Origin of the sequence: Kribbella sp. NPDC004536 (assembly GCF_042873835.1) — a bacterium.
Lineage (GTDB): Bacteria > Actinomycetota > Actinomycetes > Propionibacteriales > Kribbellaceae > Kribbella.
Window position 1 is genome coordinate 682,160 of sequence record NZ_JBIALY010000001.1, and the last position, 15,420, is coordinate 697,579.

The 15,420-nt window shown below is 66.7% G+C and carries 13 protein-coding genes and 1 tRNA gene; 6 read left to right on the top strand and 8 right to left on the bottom strand.

The annotated features are described in order from the left end of the window. The 3 genes from ACFYRU_RS03275 to ACFYRU_RS03285 form a co-directional block, all read right to left on the bottom strand. Entirely contained in the window at window positions 1-981 is a 981-nt protein-coding gene (locus ACFYRU_RS03275) for a ribose-phosphate diphosphokinase (RefSeq protein ID WP_387652463.1), read from the bottom strand. 29 nt (window positions 982-1,010) lie between these two features. Then, window positions 1,011-2,441 (bottom strand): bifunctional UDP-N-acetylglucosamine diphosphorylase/glucosamine-1-phosphate N-acetyltransferase GlmU, encoded by a 1,431-nt coding sequence (gene glmU / locus ACFYRU_RS03280; RefSeq protein ID WP_387657998.1) that lies wholly within the window; start codon window positions 2,439-2,441, stop codon window positions 1,011-1,013. Window positions 2,442-2,619: 178 nt separating this feature from the next. Further along, window positions 2,620-3,708 (bottom strand): hypothetical protein, encoded by a 1,089-nt coding sequence (locus ACFYRU_RS03285; protein WP_387652465.1) that lies wholly within the window; start codon window positions 3,706-3,708, stop codon window positions 2,620-2,622. A 93-nt stretch (window positions 3,709-3,801) separates the two neighbouring features. Here ACFYRU_RS03285 and ACFYRU_RS03290 point away from each other — a divergent pair, with 93 nt between their 5' ends. Next, a complete protein-coding gene (locus ACFYRU_RS03290; RefSeq protein WP_387652467.1) occupies window positions 3,802-4,128 on the top strand; it encodes a VOC family protein in 327 nt (108 codons plus the stop codon). On the opposite strand, the gene ACFYRU_RS03295 is transcribed toward ACFYRU_RS03290, so the two are convergent. Together ACFYRU_RS03295 and ACFYRU_RS03300 are read right to left on the bottom strand one after the other, a co-directional pair. Then, window positions 4,118-5,041 (bottom strand): phosphotransferase family protein, encoded by a 924-nt coding sequence (locus tag ACFYRU_RS03295; RefSeq protein ID WP_387652469.1) that lies wholly within the window; start codon window positions 5,039-5,041, stop codon window positions 4,118-4,120. The two genes, ACFYRU_RS03290 and ACFYRU_RS03295, sit on opposite strands and share 11 nt — an antisense overlap. A 28-nt stretch (window positions 5,042-5,069) precedes the next feature. Beyond that, window positions 5,070-5,522 (bottom strand): hypothetical protein, encoded by a 453-nt coding sequence (locus tag ACFYRU_RS03300; RefSeq protein ID WP_387652471.1) that lies wholly within the window; start codon window positions 5,520-5,522, stop codon window positions 5,070-5,072. Window positions 5,523-5,564: 42 nt separating this feature from the next. Here ACFYRU_RS03300 and ACFYRU_RS03305 point away from each other — a divergent pair, with 42 nt between their 5' ends. The 3 genes from ACFYRU_RS03305 (at window position 5,565) to ACFYRU_RS03315 (ending at window position 8,681) form a co-directional block, all read left to right on the top strand. Then, on the top strand, window positions 5,565-6,380 hold the full coding sequence (locus ACFYRU_RS03305; RefSeq protein ID WP_387652473.1) for an alpha/beta fold hydrolase: 816 nt from the start codon (window positions 5,565-5,567) through the stop codon (window positions 6,378-6,380). A 109-nt stretch (window positions 6,381-6,489) separates the two neighbouring features. Continuing rightward, window positions 6,490-7,689, top strand: coding sequence for an MFS transporter (locus ACFYRU_RS03310; protein ID WP_387652474.1), 1,200 nt, complete (start codon window positions 6,490-6,492; stop codon window positions 7,687-7,689). Window positions 7,690-7,700: 11 nt separating this feature from the next. Continuing rightward, window positions 7,701-8,681 (top strand): threonine/serine dehydratase, encoded by a 981-nt coding sequence (locus tag ACFYRU_RS03315; RefSeq protein ID WP_387652475.1) that lies wholly within the window; start codon window positions 7,701-7,703, stop codon window positions 8,679-8,681. Between the two features lie 5 nt (window positions 8,682-8,686). Here the strand turns inward: ACFYRU_RS03315 and ACFYRU_RS03320 are convergent, their stop codons facing one another. After that, window positions 8,687-10,369, bottom strand: a complete 1,683-nt coding sequence (locus ACFYRU_RS03320; RefSeq protein ID WP_387652477.1) for an ABC transporter substrate-binding protein — start codon at window positions 10,367-10,369, stop codon at window positions 8,687-8,689. 144 nt (window positions 10,370-10,513) lie between these two features. After that, window positions 10,514-13,117, bottom strand: a complete 2,604-nt coding sequence (locus ACFYRU_RS03325; protein ID WP_387652478.1) for an ATP-binding protein — start codon at window positions 13,115-13,117, stop codon at window positions 10,514-10,516. 243 nt (window positions 13,118-13,360) lie between these two features. Here ACFYRU_RS03325 and ACFYRU_RS03330 point away from each other — a divergent pair, with 243 nt between their 5' ends. Next, window positions 13,361-14,194, top strand: coding sequence for a BTAD domain-containing putative transcriptional regulator (locus ACFYRU_RS03330; protein WP_387652479.1), 834 nt, complete (start codon window positions 13,361-13,363; stop codon window positions 14,192-14,194). Between the two features lie 15 nt (window positions 14,195-14,209). Here ACFYRU_RS03330 and ACFYRU_RS03335 read toward each other — a convergent pair. Next, window positions 14,210-14,281, bottom strand: a tRNA-Gln gene (locus ACFYRU_RS03335). 122 nt (window positions 14,282-14,403) lie between these two features. On the opposite strand from ACFYRU_RS03335, the gene ACFYRU_RS03340 reads away from it, so the two are divergent. Next, entirely contained in the window at window positions 14,404-15,399 is a 996-nt protein-coding gene (locus ACFYRU_RS03340) for an acyl-CoA desaturase (RefSeq protein ID WP_387652481.1), read from the top strand. Window positions 15,400-15,420: the final 21 nt, after the last annotated feature.

Genomic DNA, 15,420 nt, shown 5'->3' on the forward strand with positions numbered 1-15,420 from the left:
TCAGGCGCGGCCGTCGAACAGGCTGGTGACCGAGCCGTCCTCGAAGACCTCGCGGATGGCGCGGCTGATCAGGGGCGCGATCGACAGCTCGGTGAGCTTGTCGAAGCGGCGCTCCTCGGCGATCGGCAGCGTGTTCGTCACGATCACCTCGCTGGCCTGGCAGTTCTTCAGCCGGTCCACCGCGGGACCGGACAGGATCGCGTGCGTGGCCGCGATCACGACCCCCGCGGCGCCTTCGGCGTACAGCGCGTCGGCGGCCTTGGTGATCGTGCCGGCGGTGTCGATCATGTCGTCGACCAGGATGCAGACCCGGCCCTTGACCTCACCGACGACCCGGTTCGCGACCGTCTCGTTCGGCCGGTCGATGTCCCGGGTCTTGTGGATGAACGCCAGCGGGGCCCCGCCGAGGCGGGCGGACCACTGCTCGGCGACCTTGATCCGGCCGGCGTCCGGCGAGACGACCGCGAGCTGCTGGTCGCCGTACTTCTGCGCCACGTAGTCGGCCAGGATCGGCAGCGCCATCAGGTGGTCCACCGGGCCGTCGAAGAAGCCCTGGATCTGCGAGGTGTGCAGATCCACGCAGATCAGCCGGTTCGCGCCCGCGGTCTTGAACAGGTCGGCCATCAGCCGGGCCGAGATCGGTTCCCGGCCGCGGTGCTTCTTGTCCTGCCGGGCGTACCCGTAGAACGGGAGCACCACGGTGATCCGCTTGGCCGACGCCCGCTTCAGCGCGTCGACCATGATCAGCTGCTCCATGATCCACTCGTTGATCGGCGAGGTGTGGCTCTGGATCACGAACGCGTCGCTGCCCCGGACCGACTCCTCGAACCGGACGTAGATCTCGCCGTTGGCGAAGTCGTACGCCTGGGTCGGGACCAGCCCCGACCCGAGCTCGGTGGCCACCTCCTCGGCGAGACCGGGATGCGCCCGGCCGGAGAAAACCATCAGGTTCTTCTCGGTGGTTCGTTTCATCCCGCTCATCGCCCGCGCCTCCCGTTGAACTGTCTTACTCAGGCCTGCTCGTCCGCGGCGGTGCCTTCGGCCTGCTCGGCCAGCGCCGCCTCGGCCGCCGCGGCGGTCTTGGTGCCGGCCCGCTTGCGCGCGACCCAGCCCTTGATGTTGCGCTGCCGCCCGCGGGCGACCGCGATCTCGCCCGGGCCGACGTCCTCGGTGAGTGCCGTACCGGCCGCCAGGTACGCGCCGTCGGCGATCGTCCGCGGCGCGACCAGTACCGAGTTGCTGCCGATGAACGAGTACTTGCCGACGTGCGTCGGGTGCTTCGCGACCCCGTCGTAGTTCGCGAAGATCGTGCCGGCGCCGATGTTCGCGCCCTCGCCGATGGTCGCGTCGCCGGCGTAGGTCAGGTGCGGGACCTTGGCGCCGTCGCCGATGGTGGAGTTCTTGGTCTCGACGAAGGTGCCGATCTTGCCCTTCACGCCGAGCCTGGTGCCCGGGCGCAGGTACGCGAACGGGCCGACGGACGCGCCGTCGCCGATCACCGCCAGTGAGCCGTGGGTCCGGATGATCGTGGCGTTCTCGCCGACCTCGACGTCGGTCAGCGTGGTGTCCGGGCCGATCGACGTACCGCTGCCGACCACGGTCGCGCCGTGCAGCTGGGTGTTCGGCAGCAGCGTGACGTCGCGGGCCAGGTCCACGGTCTGGTCGACCCAGGTGGTGTTCGGGTCGACGATCGTGACGCCTTCGCGCATGTGCCGGGTGAGCGTACGGCGGTTCAGCTCGGCGCGGAGCGTGGCGAGCTGGACGCGGTCATTCACGCCCTCGGTCTGCATGGCGTCGTCGGTGACGTGCGAACCGACCCGCTTGCCGTCGCTCCGGGCGATGCCGAGGACATCGGTCAGGTACAGCTCGCCCTGCGCGTTGTCGGTGGTCAGGCGGCTCAGGCCGTCACGCAGCGTAGCCGCATCGAAGACGTAGATGCCGGCGTTGATCTCGTCGATCGCCCGCTGCTCGGGGGTGGCGTCCTTGTGCTCGACGATCGCGGCGACGGTGCCGTCGGTGGCCAGGACGATCCGGCCGTACCCGGTCGGGTCGGCGACCCGGGCGGTGAGCACGGTGACGGCGTTCCCGTCCTTGTCGTGGGCGGCGACCAGGTCGTGCAGGGTCTCCGCCTCGAGCAGCGGTACGTCACCCGACGTGACGATCACGGACCCGTCGAAGCTGTCCGGTACGGCGGTCAGACCGGCCCGTACGGCGTCGCCCGTACCCAGCTGCTGCTCCTGGACGGCCGTCCGCGCGTCCGGGTCGACCGTCTTCAGGTGTTCCTCGACCAGTTCGCGGCCGTTGCCGACCACGACCACGAGGTGTTCGGGGGTGAGCGCCCGGGCGGTGAGCACGGCATGACCGACGAGACTGCGCCCGCCGATCTCGTGCAACACCTTCGGGGTCGACGATTTCATCCGGGTCCCCAGACCGGCGGCCATGATGACGACCGCCGCGGGGCGATGGGAAGTCACGCGGTCTTCTCCTCGAGTTCCCTGCGAGTTCTTTCAACCAGTATCAACACAGGCACCCGAAACAGCGCCCGCGCAAGCCTACTTGCTCGCAAGAACCACCACCCCCCACCCCACCCGAGAGCGATCTCACGCCCCGAACACTCAGCTACTTGGCGTAGGCGGCGAGGGCGGTGAAGGGGGTGGTGGTGGAGGGGGCGGTCATGCCTACGGTCCAGAGGCGGTCGTTGGTGAGGGTGATGGCGGTGAGGGTGCCGGTGGCTGCTTTCGGGGCGGGGGCGGGGACGAACTTCGTTCCGCTCAGCTGGAGGACGTACGGCTTCGCCACCGTGTTCGGGCCCTCGAAGCGCTCACCGACCGCGATCGGGCGGTTGTTCCGGAGTACGACGTCGTACAGCTGGGCCATACCCGTCGGCGCGGCGACCTGCGTCCACTTGGTGCCGTTGTAGTGCATCGCGAGCGGCTTGATGCCCGACATGTACTGGACACCCACGAGCCAGATGTCCCTCGGGCCGGCGGCCGCCATCCCGGTCGGGATCTGGGAGCCGTTCGTCGGGAGGTCCTTCACCACGGTCCAGCGCTTGCCGTCGAAGTGCGCGAGGCCGGCGTTCAGGCCGAGCCAGGCGTTCTTCGCGGACAGGACCGAAAGCACGTTCCCGTTGATCGACGCGTCGAGCCCGGTGTTCAGCGCCTGCCACTTACCGCCCGCGTACCGGTACACGACGGCACGCTCCTTGCCGCCGACATTCGCCCAGCCGGTGATCCACGCCGACGAGTCCGGGGCGAGTACGACGTCGTCGAACGAACCGGTCGGTACGGCGGGCGGCTTCACGATCTGCCACTTCGTACCGTTCCAGTGCATCGCGAGCGGCTTCGGCTGGTCCGGGTTCGTACGGTCCTCGCCGACGGCCCAGACGTTCTTCGCGGTCCCGACGGCGACACTCTCCAGGACGGCGTTCGTCTGCACCGGCTGCGCGGTCGCCTTCCAGGTCCTGCCGTCCCAGCGCATCGCCAGCGGCCGCTGGTCCTGGAAGTCCTGCACCTGATCACCACCCACCGCCCAGGTTCCGCCCGCGCCGGTCGCGACGTCGTTGAACGTGGCGGGCTGCCGATGCGTCGGAGTCGTTGCCCACTGCAACGGTCCTTCGATGGCCGGCCGGGCGGTCGCCGGTACGACTGCGATCGTGGTGCCGAGCAGACCGGCCGTCAGCGTGAGCATGCCTGTCCTGAGTTTCACTGGAATCCCCTCCGAGTCAGCGTGTGCGTACACCTCACCGACGCCGCCACACCCGCGCCGCGTTACACCCTGATCTCTGCCAACCTGGGAACCATGGCACTCACCCTCGGAGCAATCATCCTGAACGTCCCCGCGACCGGACCGGCTGCCGAGTTCTGGCGCGCGGCCCTCGGCTTCACCGGGCAAGCCGGAAACCCCGACTTCCTGCTCCCGCCCGCGAACGCACGCCCGACCCGGCTCCACCTCGACGAGGGCGACCGTACCCACCTCGATCTCTGGGTCGAGGACTCGACGATGGACGCCGAAGTGGAACGCCTGGTCGGGCTCGGCGCCGAACGGATCGAGTGGACCTACCCGCCGGACGCCGACTTCGTCGTACTGAAAGCCCCCGACGGCACCGTCTTCTGCGTCATCTCGTGAGCAGCGCGCTGACCTCGGGTGTGTTGAAGAACTTCGCGGTCAGCGGGAGACCGCTGTCGCGGTCGTACGGGTCGTCGTCGTGTGCGTTGGCGATGATCAACGAGTACGCGCAGCGGTAGACAAGCAGTTGTACGGGGTCGTACCCGAGCCTGGCCGCGAACGCCGAGTCGTACGCCGCCTCGATCTCACGTACTCGTGGTGACCACAGGTCGATCACGCTCGCCGTCGCGGCCGCCTCGAACACCGGATCCCCCGCCATCGTGAGCAACCCGAAGTCGAGCAACGTCACCGGCCGAAGGTCTTCGTCGACAAGGATGTTCCCACTCGTCACATCCCCGTGGACGAGCCGCGCGTCCGGCTCCTTCAGCTCCCGCAGCAGTTTCAGCAGCCCGTCGAGCTTCGCATCGAAGTCGTCGATCACTGCCGCCAACTGCACCCCGAACCGCTCCGTCCGCCGTCGGATCAGTCCGGTGATCGCCTCGGTCCACGACAGGTCCGCGCTCCGGAACGGATCCGTCTCGTCGAGCACGGCCAGCCGTCGCAGCACCTCAGGCGCCTCAACCTGCGAGAGCGCCTCGACAACCTCGACAACGCAGTCCCGTCCGCGCTCCCACCCCGGCTCACCGTACGCCGCCGCGACCGTATGCAACGGCGCACCCGGCAGCTCTTCCTCAACCGTGACCCAGTGCCTGCCCGGCCGACGCAACTCCAACATCCGCGGCGTCGCGTACGGCAGCCGCCCATCGATCGCGTCGTACAACTCCTTCAGCGTCCGCAGCTCCCGTTCCTGCGCATGAAACCAGACCTTCGCGACCTTCCCTGCCCCGAGCCGATACACCACCCCCTGCATCCCGATTGCAAGCTCTTCAGGTTCCCGATAACCAAGCTGCTGCAGCTGCTGGGTGTACGACATACCCGCGACCCTACTGGCCCGGAACCGTTCAACTGAACGGGTTTTCGGCGAAGGAGAGACCGCCGCGGGTTGTGAGCGGGAGGTACTGGTGGCGGCTGTGGACCGGTTCGGTGCGGAGGTACTGGGTGTAGCCAGGAGCGCGTAGGCGGAGGTCGAAGTTGTGGCCTTCTAGGTGCCACAAGGGATCGGGGCGGTCGTCCGGTGGGGCGAGGCGGTGGACAGCGTCGAGGTCGAGGAGCTCGTTGGCCGGGGCCAGGTCGCCGGTGACGTCCCAGGCCTCGTCGAAGACCAGCGTCGCCGGGGCGATCCAGAACGTGAAGGTGCCGTCCTCCGGCGGTACCCAGCGGGTGATGTAGTCGAGGTCGAACAGCACGCGCTGCCAGGGGAAACCGTCGTCGCGAACGCCGATGCTCAGTGCGTGGACGCGGCAGTCGTGCCAACCCATCTCGTCGAAGTCGGCGTCGGTCCAGGTGGCCTTCATGGGCACAGTATTTCTGTCGGTGGGACCTGACATGGTTCGTGGATGGGTGAGTTTGTGGATGTCGGGGACGTGACGTTGTACGTGCGGGAGCTCGGGCAGCCGCGCGGGAGGCCTGCTGTGGTGGTGATGCACGGCGGGCCGGACGTCGGCCATGGGTACCTGGTGCCCGGGTTCGAGCCGTTGGCGCGGGACCACCACGTGGTGCTGTTCGACTTCCGCGGGTGCGGGCGGAGCAGTCGCGGGCTGCCGGACGACGACCTTCAGCCGGAGTACGTCATCCGGGACACGCATCGGCTGATCTCGCGGCTCGGGCTCGGCGCCGTCGACCTGGTGGGGTTCTCCACTGGCGGGCGGGCGGCGATGCAGTTCGTCGACCAGCATCCGGAACAGGTACGGCGGTTGGTGCTCGCGTCGACGTCGGCGTACCCGTTGGCAGACGCCGCGCCGTACTTGGCCGACTGGCCCGAGTACCACCGCCGCCAACGGATCGAGGACGAGGCGAACGGGGCCTTGCGCAACTCGACGGTTTTCGTCTGGGACCTGGACCGCGCGCCGGAATACCTGCGACTGCTCGAATCCCTGGACACCGATCTCGGCGACTGGTCCGAGGAGCGAGCGCGCAACGGGCTCATGCACCCGTGGTGCACCCGTGAGCCCGAACAGATCCTCCGCGAATTCGCCGAACCGATCCTGATCCTCCATGGCGAAAAGGACATGGGCTTCCCCGTCCAACTGGCACAGCGGCTGCACGCCGCGGTCCCGAGCAGGTTGGAGGTGATTCCCGGCACCGCCCACATGTGCCACTTCGAACAGCCCGAGACCTGGGCCGGCCACATCCGCACGTTCCTCGCCGCCTGAAAACAGGTAGCGCGGAGCGGCGGCACCGTCGAGAATCCTTGCGCTCTTTGTCCGGCCGTCCTGTGAGGCGGTGGGTGTCCTGTGAGGCACGAGAAGGAGATGGTTGTTCGTGGGACGTTTCAGCCTGCCCAGAGGTCCGGTCAGATCGCTGGCTGCGGCCGGGTTGTTGAACAGCGTCGGCGACGGTGCCTTCGCAACGATCAGCGTCATTTACCTGGTGAAGTACGTCGGGCTGTCGGCTCACGAGGTCGCGCTCGGGTTGACGATCGCCGGAGCGGTCGCGCTGCTGGTCGGCGTACCGCTCGGGATGCTGGGCGATCGCGTCGGCGCGCGGCCGGTGTTCGTGGGGCTGTGCCTGGTCGAGGGGTGTGCGGTCCTCGCGTACGGCGAGGTCGCGGGCTGGTGGTCGTTCCTGGTCGTCGCCGTGTTTGCGGTGACGGCGACGCGGGCGACGGCCGGCGTACGCAACGGGTTCATCGCGCAGTTGACGATGGGCGCCGAGCGGCTGCGCGTCCGGGCGTACCTGCGTTCCGTCAACAACACCGGCACCGCGATCGGCGCGGCGCTCGGCGGCCTTGCCTTGCTCGGCTCGTCGGGGATGTTGCTCCGGGTGCTGCTGATCGGTGATGCGCTGACGTTCGTGATCGTGGCGATCGTGGTCAGCAGGATCCCGTACCGCCGGACTCGGTCCGCTGCGGGCGGACTTCGTACGGTCGTCGGCAACTGGGCGTTCCTGACCGCGAGCCTGTTGCAGGGGCTGCTGTCGATCAACAGCACGCTGCTGACGGTCGCGCTGCCGCTGTGGATCGTCACGCGCGGCGTGGTGCCGAACGAGACGGTCAGCCTGCTCGTGGGCGGCTCCACCGTGCTCGGCATCCTGTTGCAGGTACCGGTGAGCGGGCTCGCGGACAGCCCGCGCGGGGCGGTGCGCAGTACGGCTGCGGCTGGAGCGCTGGCCGGAGCGGCTTGCCTGATCTACATGACGTCCGCGGGCGCGGGCCGTACGGCGGCGGCGTTGGTGCTGCTGTGCGCGGGAAGCGCCGTACGGCTGCTCGGCGAACTGCTGCAGACGTCGGGTGGGTGGTCGATGTCGTTCTCGGCGCCACCGCCTGGGCGCGAGTGCACGTACCAGGCGGTCTACTCGAGCGCGTTCACAGTCGCCACGGCGCTCGGCCCGTTGCTCGCGGGCTGGATCGCGTCGCAGCCGGACGGTCGCGGCTGGTTGGCGGCCGCGGCTCTCTTCGTCGTGATCGGGTTGCTGGCAGCAACGACCAGCGCAGCTGTGTTCCGCCGCCGGGAGGTCACGTAGGCTCCGGTGTCGTGCTGGAGACGCGGCTGGACCTGGACCGGATTCGTGCGGCTCGACAGGTGATCGATCCGGTGTTCCTGGACAGCCCGCTGTACCGGTGCGAGGCGCTGGAGCCGCTGCTCGGGTGCTCGGTGAACATCAAACTCGAGACCGCGAATCCGGTCCGCAGCTTCAAGGGCCGCGGTACGGAGGTCGTCGCGGACCAGTTGGCTCGCGGCGACTCGCGCGCTGTCGTCTGCGCGAGCGCCGGCAACCTCGGCCAGGCGCTCGCCTGGTCCGCTCGGCACCGCGGGCTGGACGTCACGGTGGTCGCCTCCCGCTTCGCGACGCCGGCCAAACTCGAGCGCATCCGCGCCCTCGGCGCCAAGCTCGAACTCGTGGAGGGCGACCACGAACTGGCCCGCGACCGCGCCGCCGCGATCGCTCGGCACGACGGAATCCGCCTCCTCGAAGACAGCCTCGACCTGGAAACCTGCGAAGGCGCCGCCACGATCGGCCTCGAACTACTGGACTCCTTCGAGCCTTACGCCGGCGGACCTGGCCGACCGGCCGTGCTGATTGCGCTCGGTGGTGGGGCGATGGCAACCGGAATCGGCTACGTACTGAAGCTGCTCGCCCCACACGTCGAGGTGATCTGCGTACAACCACATGGCGCGCCCGCCTTGACCCGCTCCTGGCACGAACGCCGCGTAGTCACCACTGACACCATCGACACCATCGCCGACGGCGTAGCAGGCCGCCGCCCGATCCCCGAGGTCCTCGACGACCTCCTGATCGTCGCCGACGACGCCGTACTCGTCGAGGAATCCTCAATCATCACCGCCATGCAACTACTCCACAGCCAAGCCGGCCTGATCACCGAACCGTCGGCCGCCCTAGGCATCGCCGCAATCCTCGAATCCCCCACCCGCTACGCCAACCGCCCCATCACCACCATCATCTGCGGCAGCAACGTAGACCAGTCCAAATACCGCAACTGGCTCACCACCTGATCCGGCTACTTGGCCAGGCCGATGATGAGTTGGTTTGCGTACGGCGGGTAGGACGAGAGGTAGAAGTTCTGGACCTTCGAGCCATGCAGGAAGGCATTCCGGGCGTAGACCAGTGGGACAATCGGCGCGTCCTGCATGATCTCCTTGTCCACCGCGCCCCACAAACTGGCCGCCTTGGCGCGGTCGGTCTCGGCCGTCGCTGCCGCGATCGCCGAGTCGACAGCGGGGTTGGAGTACCGCGAGAGGTTGTAGCCGCCGTTACCGATCTCCGACGACGCAAACAACGGCTCGATGTTGCCGATCGCACTCGGGAAGTCCGGCAGCCAACTGGACACCGTCAGGTCGAAGTCGGCCTTGTTACCGGTGATCACCTCGGTAAGCGGCTCGATGTCCAGCGGCTTGATCTGGACGTTGATCCCGGCCCGCTTCAGCCCTTGCTGGATCGCTTGGGCGACACTCAGCCACTGGGGATCGTTGATCGAGTCAAGCACCAGATTCAGGTTGCGCACTCCAGCGGCCTGCAACACCTGCTTGGCCTTGTCGGGATCGCCCGCCGGCGGTGCCTGGTACAGGTCGTACTTGTTGTACCCGTCGATGCCCGGCGTGATCAGGGCGCTGGCAAGTTCACCGCCGTACTCAGCACCGCCGACGGCGACCTGCACCGCCTGCTTGTCCACGGCGTACTCGATCGCCTTCCGCACCGCCGGGTTCGACAGCGCCGGCCGCTTCGTGTTCATCGCCAGATACTCGAGCGCACCAGCCGGCGACGTCGCCACCCGCGCCTTGACGGCTGGGTTCCCGGTGATCGTGGGGATCAGCGCGGCCGGCACCGACGCACCAGTCGTAGCGGCGAACTTGTCGTCGCCGGTGTCCGCGATCAGGCGCTGATTGACCACATTCGACTGCAGACCCATGTCGACCACGATCGCGTCGGGCAGGCCGGTGCGCGCAGGGTCGGTCGACTTGTCCCAGTTCGGGTTCCGCTCCAGCTCGAGCTTCGAACCGGGCGAATACGACTTCACCTGGTACGGGCCGCTCGCGACCGGCTTCTCGCCGTAGTGCGCCGGGTCGGTGTCCGCCGTCTTCGGGACGGGCGAGAACGCCGGCATGCTGACGATCCACGGCCAGTCGCCGTACGGCTTGTTCAGCTTGAAAACCACGGTCGACTCATCGGGCGTCTCGATCGACGCCAGCTCACCGCCCTTGTACGGACCGGTGTACTTGTCGCCGCCGACCAGCAGCGACTTGTGGTACCCGAGCCCGCCGGACAGCTCCGGCGCGAACGACCGCTCCACGCCGTACTTGATGTCGGCGGCAACGATCGGCGAGCCGTCGGAGTACTTCAGGCCGGGCTTCAGCTTGTACGTCCACGTCTTGCCACCGTCGCTCACCTGACCGGTGTCGGTGGCCAGGTCCGGCACCAGCTCGGTGGCCTTGTTCGGGTCGGTCTTCCACGACGTCAGACTGCGCAATACCAGATGGATCGAGCTGATCGCCAGGTTCTGGCTCTTCGCCGGATCGAGGCTGATCTCCTTGTTTGTCACGAGGATATGAAAAGTCCCGCCCTGCTCGGCGGCCGCGGTGCTGCCGCTCGACACGGTCTTGGTGTTGGCATTGCAGGCCGACAACCATCCGGCTGACAGCGCCAACACGGCCGCAACCACACCCGCTCGCGTTCTGCGTTTCATCTGATTCTCTCTCCAGGCATGAGAGCTCAACTCGGCGCCGCACACGTACAGTTGTGAGTTTCTTCTCCGTCGCGTGCAGATACAAGTCCGCAGAAAGCCTGAAACTACTTGTAGCAGGCAACCCTTTTCTCGAAGGCAAGAAACTTACTCCGCGGGGTCGGCCGGTAGCACAATTGCCACCAAGCCAAGGGCCTCCGCGCGTGCGACGGCCTCGGCCCGCGTCGACGCGCCGAGTTTCTCCATGATCGCCGCCACATGCGTCTCGACCGTGCGCACCGAGAGGACCATGCGGGTCGCTATCTCGGCATTCGTCAGGCCTTCCGCAAGCAGATGAACGACCTCGGCCTGCCGTCGGCTCAGACCACCGGGGTTGCTAAGTGTTGCGGCTGTCGGTCCTCGAGGTACACGCTGCACGCCGAGCTCGCGAAGGCGCTGCCGGATCCGGCGGGCCAACGGACGCCCGCCGAGCGCGTCCAGGATCGACAGCGCCGCGAGCAGGTCCTCGGGATCGGAGCTCTGAGACAGCGCAAGCGCTTCCTCGTACGGGCAGCCGGCCGCGCGCCAGATCTTGGCCGCCTGCTGCCACTTACCGTCGGCAAGCAGGTCGTAGGGATGGTCCGAGCGATACGGCTGGATCGGCAGACCGTTGGCCCGCGCCCAGTACCCGAGTTCTGCGGTCTGAGATTTCGAACCGAACTTCCGTACTTCCTCATAAAGCGCCACAAAGGAGTAGGGCGCCGGTTCACCCGTCAACCAACTGGCCTCGAGCGTTGCAATTGCTACGGGTGCAAGAACTGGCGGGCCAAGTTCCGAGGCACCGGACCAGGCCGACGCGAGCAACGCACTGCTGTCTTGACCACGCCGTTGCCGCAGTTGAGCAAGGATCGCGAGCGCTCCCGAGCGCGTGGTCGATTGCGCCGTGGCAGCCAGCTCCGCTTCCCGTTCTGCGCTGTCCCATGCACCACGCGCCAGGTCGATGATGCTGCGGTGCAGATGCATCTGACGCCGGAAGCCGTCGAGCTCTCCATCGCGGGCCATCTCGATCGCTGCATCAAGGCGACGCTCGGCTTCTGCGTAGTGAAGATCATCAGCAAACATCCAGACAAGCGCGAGGTCCGCTCGGCAGGCATGCTCGATCTCGTGGGCATCAAGCGCAACTTTCAGACTTTCCTCCAGCAACGCCTGACCGCCCGACCGACCCAAATACCAGAGCGTGACACCGGCGTTGTACAGCGCAACGGAGGTTACGGCTGCGACGCCGGTCGACTGCGCCATCGACACAGCCGAGCGCCCGACTTCGATGGCGCCGTCCGGGTCGTCCGCCGATGAGTACAGGGATGAGTAGCTAAGGGCATAGGCCAGTTCGACGTCGTCTCCGACAATCTTGAGGACAGCGATAGCCTCGGCGATCGCAACATGGGCGTCTGCTTGATGACCGGCCCACCATTCGAGCCGCGAAAGCAGACGGAGGCTTGTGCCCAACGCCAGCGTGTCATGCAGCTGCCGGCGTAGGCGTACGACCTCTTCTTGCTGCTGAGCCGCGAGCTTGGCAAGCCCGACGGTGTAGCACTCGGTGGCGTAACGCTCGAGGAGCACCACCTGCTCCGCCGGGCTGAAGACCTCTCGATGTTCCAGTACAAGCCGGTAGTGGACAGCGGCTTCGCGATGCGAACCTGCAGCCGCGGCCTTCCTGGCGGCAAGCGGCCCGTATTCGACAATCACGGCGTTGTCGCCAGCCTCGGCGGCATGGTGGAGAATGCGTGACACATCCACGTCGCTCGGCGCGTGCAGCAACGCCGCAAGAATCTTTTGGTTGTAGGCGATGCGTTGTACGGCTACGAGTGAATCCAGCACGGCACGTCGCATCAACTCATGGCGAAAAGCCACGTGCTGCGGCGAAACGGTCATGAGACCGTGCTGCTCTGCCATCGCCAAGGGTGACAGGTCTCCGTCGAGTGCAGCCTCGGCCAGCCAGCGCTCCAGGCCTGACGGCACGACCGAGAGGCGCTCCAGCGACGCTCTGGTGTTCGCACTGAGGCCGCTCATACCAACCATCGTCGCCGCAGCGATCGTCGGCGGCACGCTGTCGACATCTCCGCTCGCCACGACCTCTGACACGAAGAGCGGGTTTCCTGACGTGACCGCGAACACTTCGTCAGGGTCCAGTCCGGAGGGGAGGCTCAATCTCCGTACCGCGGTAAGGGACAGCGGACTAGGCCGCAGCAATCGGTGCCGCTGACAGCGTGCGGTCAGCGCCAACACGTTTCGTAACCGGTGGTCGTAGCCGAGGTGATGATCGTCGCGATACGAGAGAATCAAGACCGCCGGCAGCTGATCAATACGCCGAATCAAGTAGCTGACGACATCAGTGGTTGCCTCATCCGCCCAATGCATGTCCTCGACCACAAGGATCGTTGGCTGTTTCGACGCGCTGAGCTCCGCCAGTAGCGAATCGATTACTCTCGATCGATCCTCGGCCAACAGCGCGGCAGCGAAAGAAGGTCCTAGTTTCGCGCCGATATCTCGGAACGGGCCGAGCACCCGGGGGGGCGTCAGATCGTCACACTGCCCGACCAGCATGCGGTGCCGGCCTGGCAGCGCAGCCGGTAGCGCCCTGATGATGCTGGACTTTCCGATCCCAGCTTCGCCGGCGAGCAGAACGATGGCACCGTCCCCGGTGGCCGCATCCGCCACGGCGGCGGCAACCTCACCGAGTTCAAATTCTCGTTCGACCAGCGGCCACTGCACGACGCCGATTGTCGCACGCTATGGCCTCGCCATCCGAGATCCCGGATTTCAGTACTGCATCAGCAGATCTACGTAGCGGAGCCGGTTCCTGACGTCAGCCCCGCGACATAGAACCGAGTTGAGGGCCAAGGAGGTTTCCATGAACAGTCGCCTCAACACCACCGGTAAATATTCCGCCACACAAGGTAGTCACCTTCGCCATTGGTCGACCCAGGGCTCGCTTCAAGCAAAGGATTCCGAGCGATGACTACCGGAACGCAAGATCTCCTCGATGCCGAGCGCACCGAGACGGCATTCAGGCCTGCCACCATCGACCGCCCCGACAAAGAGGTGCGACTGCTGGGCGCCGTCGACGTTCTCGCAAACGGCCGGTCGCAGGAAGTCCCGGGCCTGCGACGGAAGAGCCTTCTGGCGGCGCTCGCGCTCAATGCAGGTCAGGTCGTCAGCAACGACCAGCTGATCGACACGGTATGGAGTGGAAGGGCTCCCGCAACAGTAAGCAACACTCTGCAGAGCCATATCTCATACCTGCGGCGCATCCTCGGCGGGGCGAACGCGATCCTGATGTCGTCGCCCGGGTACCGGCTCAACACCTCTTTGATCGGCACCGACGTTCAGGTGGCCGAACGACTCATCAGCGAATCCCGGCGCACCGACGACCTCCAGAAGAAGCTCGGGCATCTGCGGACGGCGCTCTCCCTGTGGCGGGGCGCTCCACTGAGTGGCGTGCGCGCCCATGCCTCACTCAACGACAGTGGGGAACGACTCGAGCGCTTGAACACGGTCGCGATGAAGTCGATGGTTGAAACCGAGCTCAAACTCGGCCTACTCTCGGCCGCTATCCCGCGTTTGCAGGACATGCTCGTCGCGTATCCATTCGACGAAGAACTTCACGCTCAGCTGATGCTCGCGTTGTATCGGGCGGGCCGCCAGGTCGAGGCGCTGGCCGTGTACCGCGTCCTTCGGGAAGGTTTGATCGCGGAGCTCGCGATCGAACCGAGCAGGAAGATCCGGGATTTGCAGGAAGCGATCTTGCGGCAGGACCCGTCGATCGAACTCGAGCCGGCGCTGCGATAGCCGGACCGGTGTTAGCTCCCCCGCCAGGTTTCGATCCTGGTCTTCGAGATTCAAAGTCTCGCGGGCTGCCGATTACCCCACGGGGGATCGTGGTTGCCGGGACAGTTTGCCATGAGTGGGGTGGATGACACGCCCAGGGGTTCCTAACCTACGGATCCGTAGGTTACGGTGGCGTAGGTAAGGACCCCCTGAGCGAGGGAAGAACAGCCATGACTCCACCCACTGCGACCGTGCCGGACGCGCCCACCCGCACCGTGTCCGTCGACGACGTCGACACCGGGACGCTCGGGGGTGAGCAGAAGAAGCCCTGGGAGCAGGTGGCGCTGGCGCTGTTCATCGGGATCCCGTTCCTGGCGGTGCTGGCGGCGGTGCCGATCGCGTGGGGTGGGTTCCTCGGCTGGCGGGACGTGGTCCTGATGGTCGTGTTCTACACGATCGCGGGCCACGGGATCTCGATCGGGTTCCACCGGTTGTTCACGCACAAGTCGTTCAAGCCGAACCGGCCGCTGAAGTACGCACTCGCGATCGCCGGTTCGCTGGCGATCGAGGGGCCGGTGATCCGCTGGGTGGCCGATCACCGCAAGCACCACAAGTTCTCCGACCGGGACGGCGACCCGCACAGCCCATGGAAGTACGGCAACACGCTCGGCGCACTGACCAAGGGCTTCTTCCACGCTCACATCGGGTGGCTGTTCGACACCGAGCAGACCCCGCAACGGCAGTACGCGCCGGATCTGCTGCGGGACAAGGACGTCGTCAAGGTCTCCCGTATGTTCCCTGCACTGGTGGCGGTGAGCCTGCTCGCGCCGGCCGTCATCGGCGGCCTCTGGTCCTGGTCGTGGACCGGTGCGCTGACCGCGTTCTTCTGGGCCAGCCTGGTCCGGATCGCGCTGCTGCACCACGTCACCTGGTCGATCAACTCGATCTGTCACACGATCGGCGACCGGCCGTTCAAGAGCCGGGACAAGTCCGGCAACGTGTGGTGGCTGGCGATCCTGAGCCAGGGCGAGTCCTGGCACAACCTGCACCACTCGGACCCGACCTGCGCCCGCCACGGCGTACTGAAGGGCCAACTCGACACGTCCGCCCGCTGCATCTGGTTCTTCGAGAAGCGCGGCTGGGTGAGCGACGTACGCTGGCCGGTCCGCGAGCGGCTCGAGGCGCGCCGTACGGACGCCACGCCTCGCACCCTCAAAGCGGCCTGACCGGAAAACTCCCACCGGCAA

Coding starts and splice junctions, on each gene's coding strand:
- ACFYRU_RS03275 (WP_387652463.1), bottom strand. CDS start 981: ATGAGCGGGATGAAACGAACCACCGAGAAGAACCTGATGGTTTTCTCC.
- glmU (WP_387657998.1), bottom strand. CDS start 2,441: ATGGCCGCCGGTCTGGGGACCCGGATGAAATCGTCGACCCCGAAGGTG.
- ACFYRU_RS03290 (WP_387652467.1), top strand. CDS start 3,802: ATGGCACTCACCCTCGGAGCAATCATCCTGAACGTCCCCGCGACCGGA.
- ACFYRU_RS03295 (WP_387652469.1), bottom strand. CDS start 5,041: ATGTCGTACACCCAGCAGCTGCAGCAGCTTGGTTATCGGGAACCTGAA.
- ACFYRU_RS03300 (WP_387652471.1), bottom strand. CDS start 5,522: ATGAAGGCCACCTGGACCGACGCCGACTTCGACGAGATGGGTTGGCAC.
- ACFYRU_RS03305 (WP_387652473.1), top strand. CDS start 5,565: ATGGGTGAGTTTGTGGATGTCGGGGACGTGACGTTGTACGTGCGGGAG.
- ACFYRU_RS03320 (WP_387652477.1), bottom strand. CDS start 10,369: ATGAAACGCAGAACGCGAGCGGGTGTGGTTGCGGCCGTGTTGGCGCTG.
- ACFYRU_RS03330 (WP_387652479.1), top strand. CDS start 13,361: ATGACTACCGGAACGCAAGATCTCCTCGATGCCGAGCGCACCGAGACG.
- ACFYRU_RS03340 (WP_387652481.1), top strand. CDS start 14,404: ATGACTCCACCCACTGCGACCGTGCCGGACGCGCCCACCCGCACCGTG.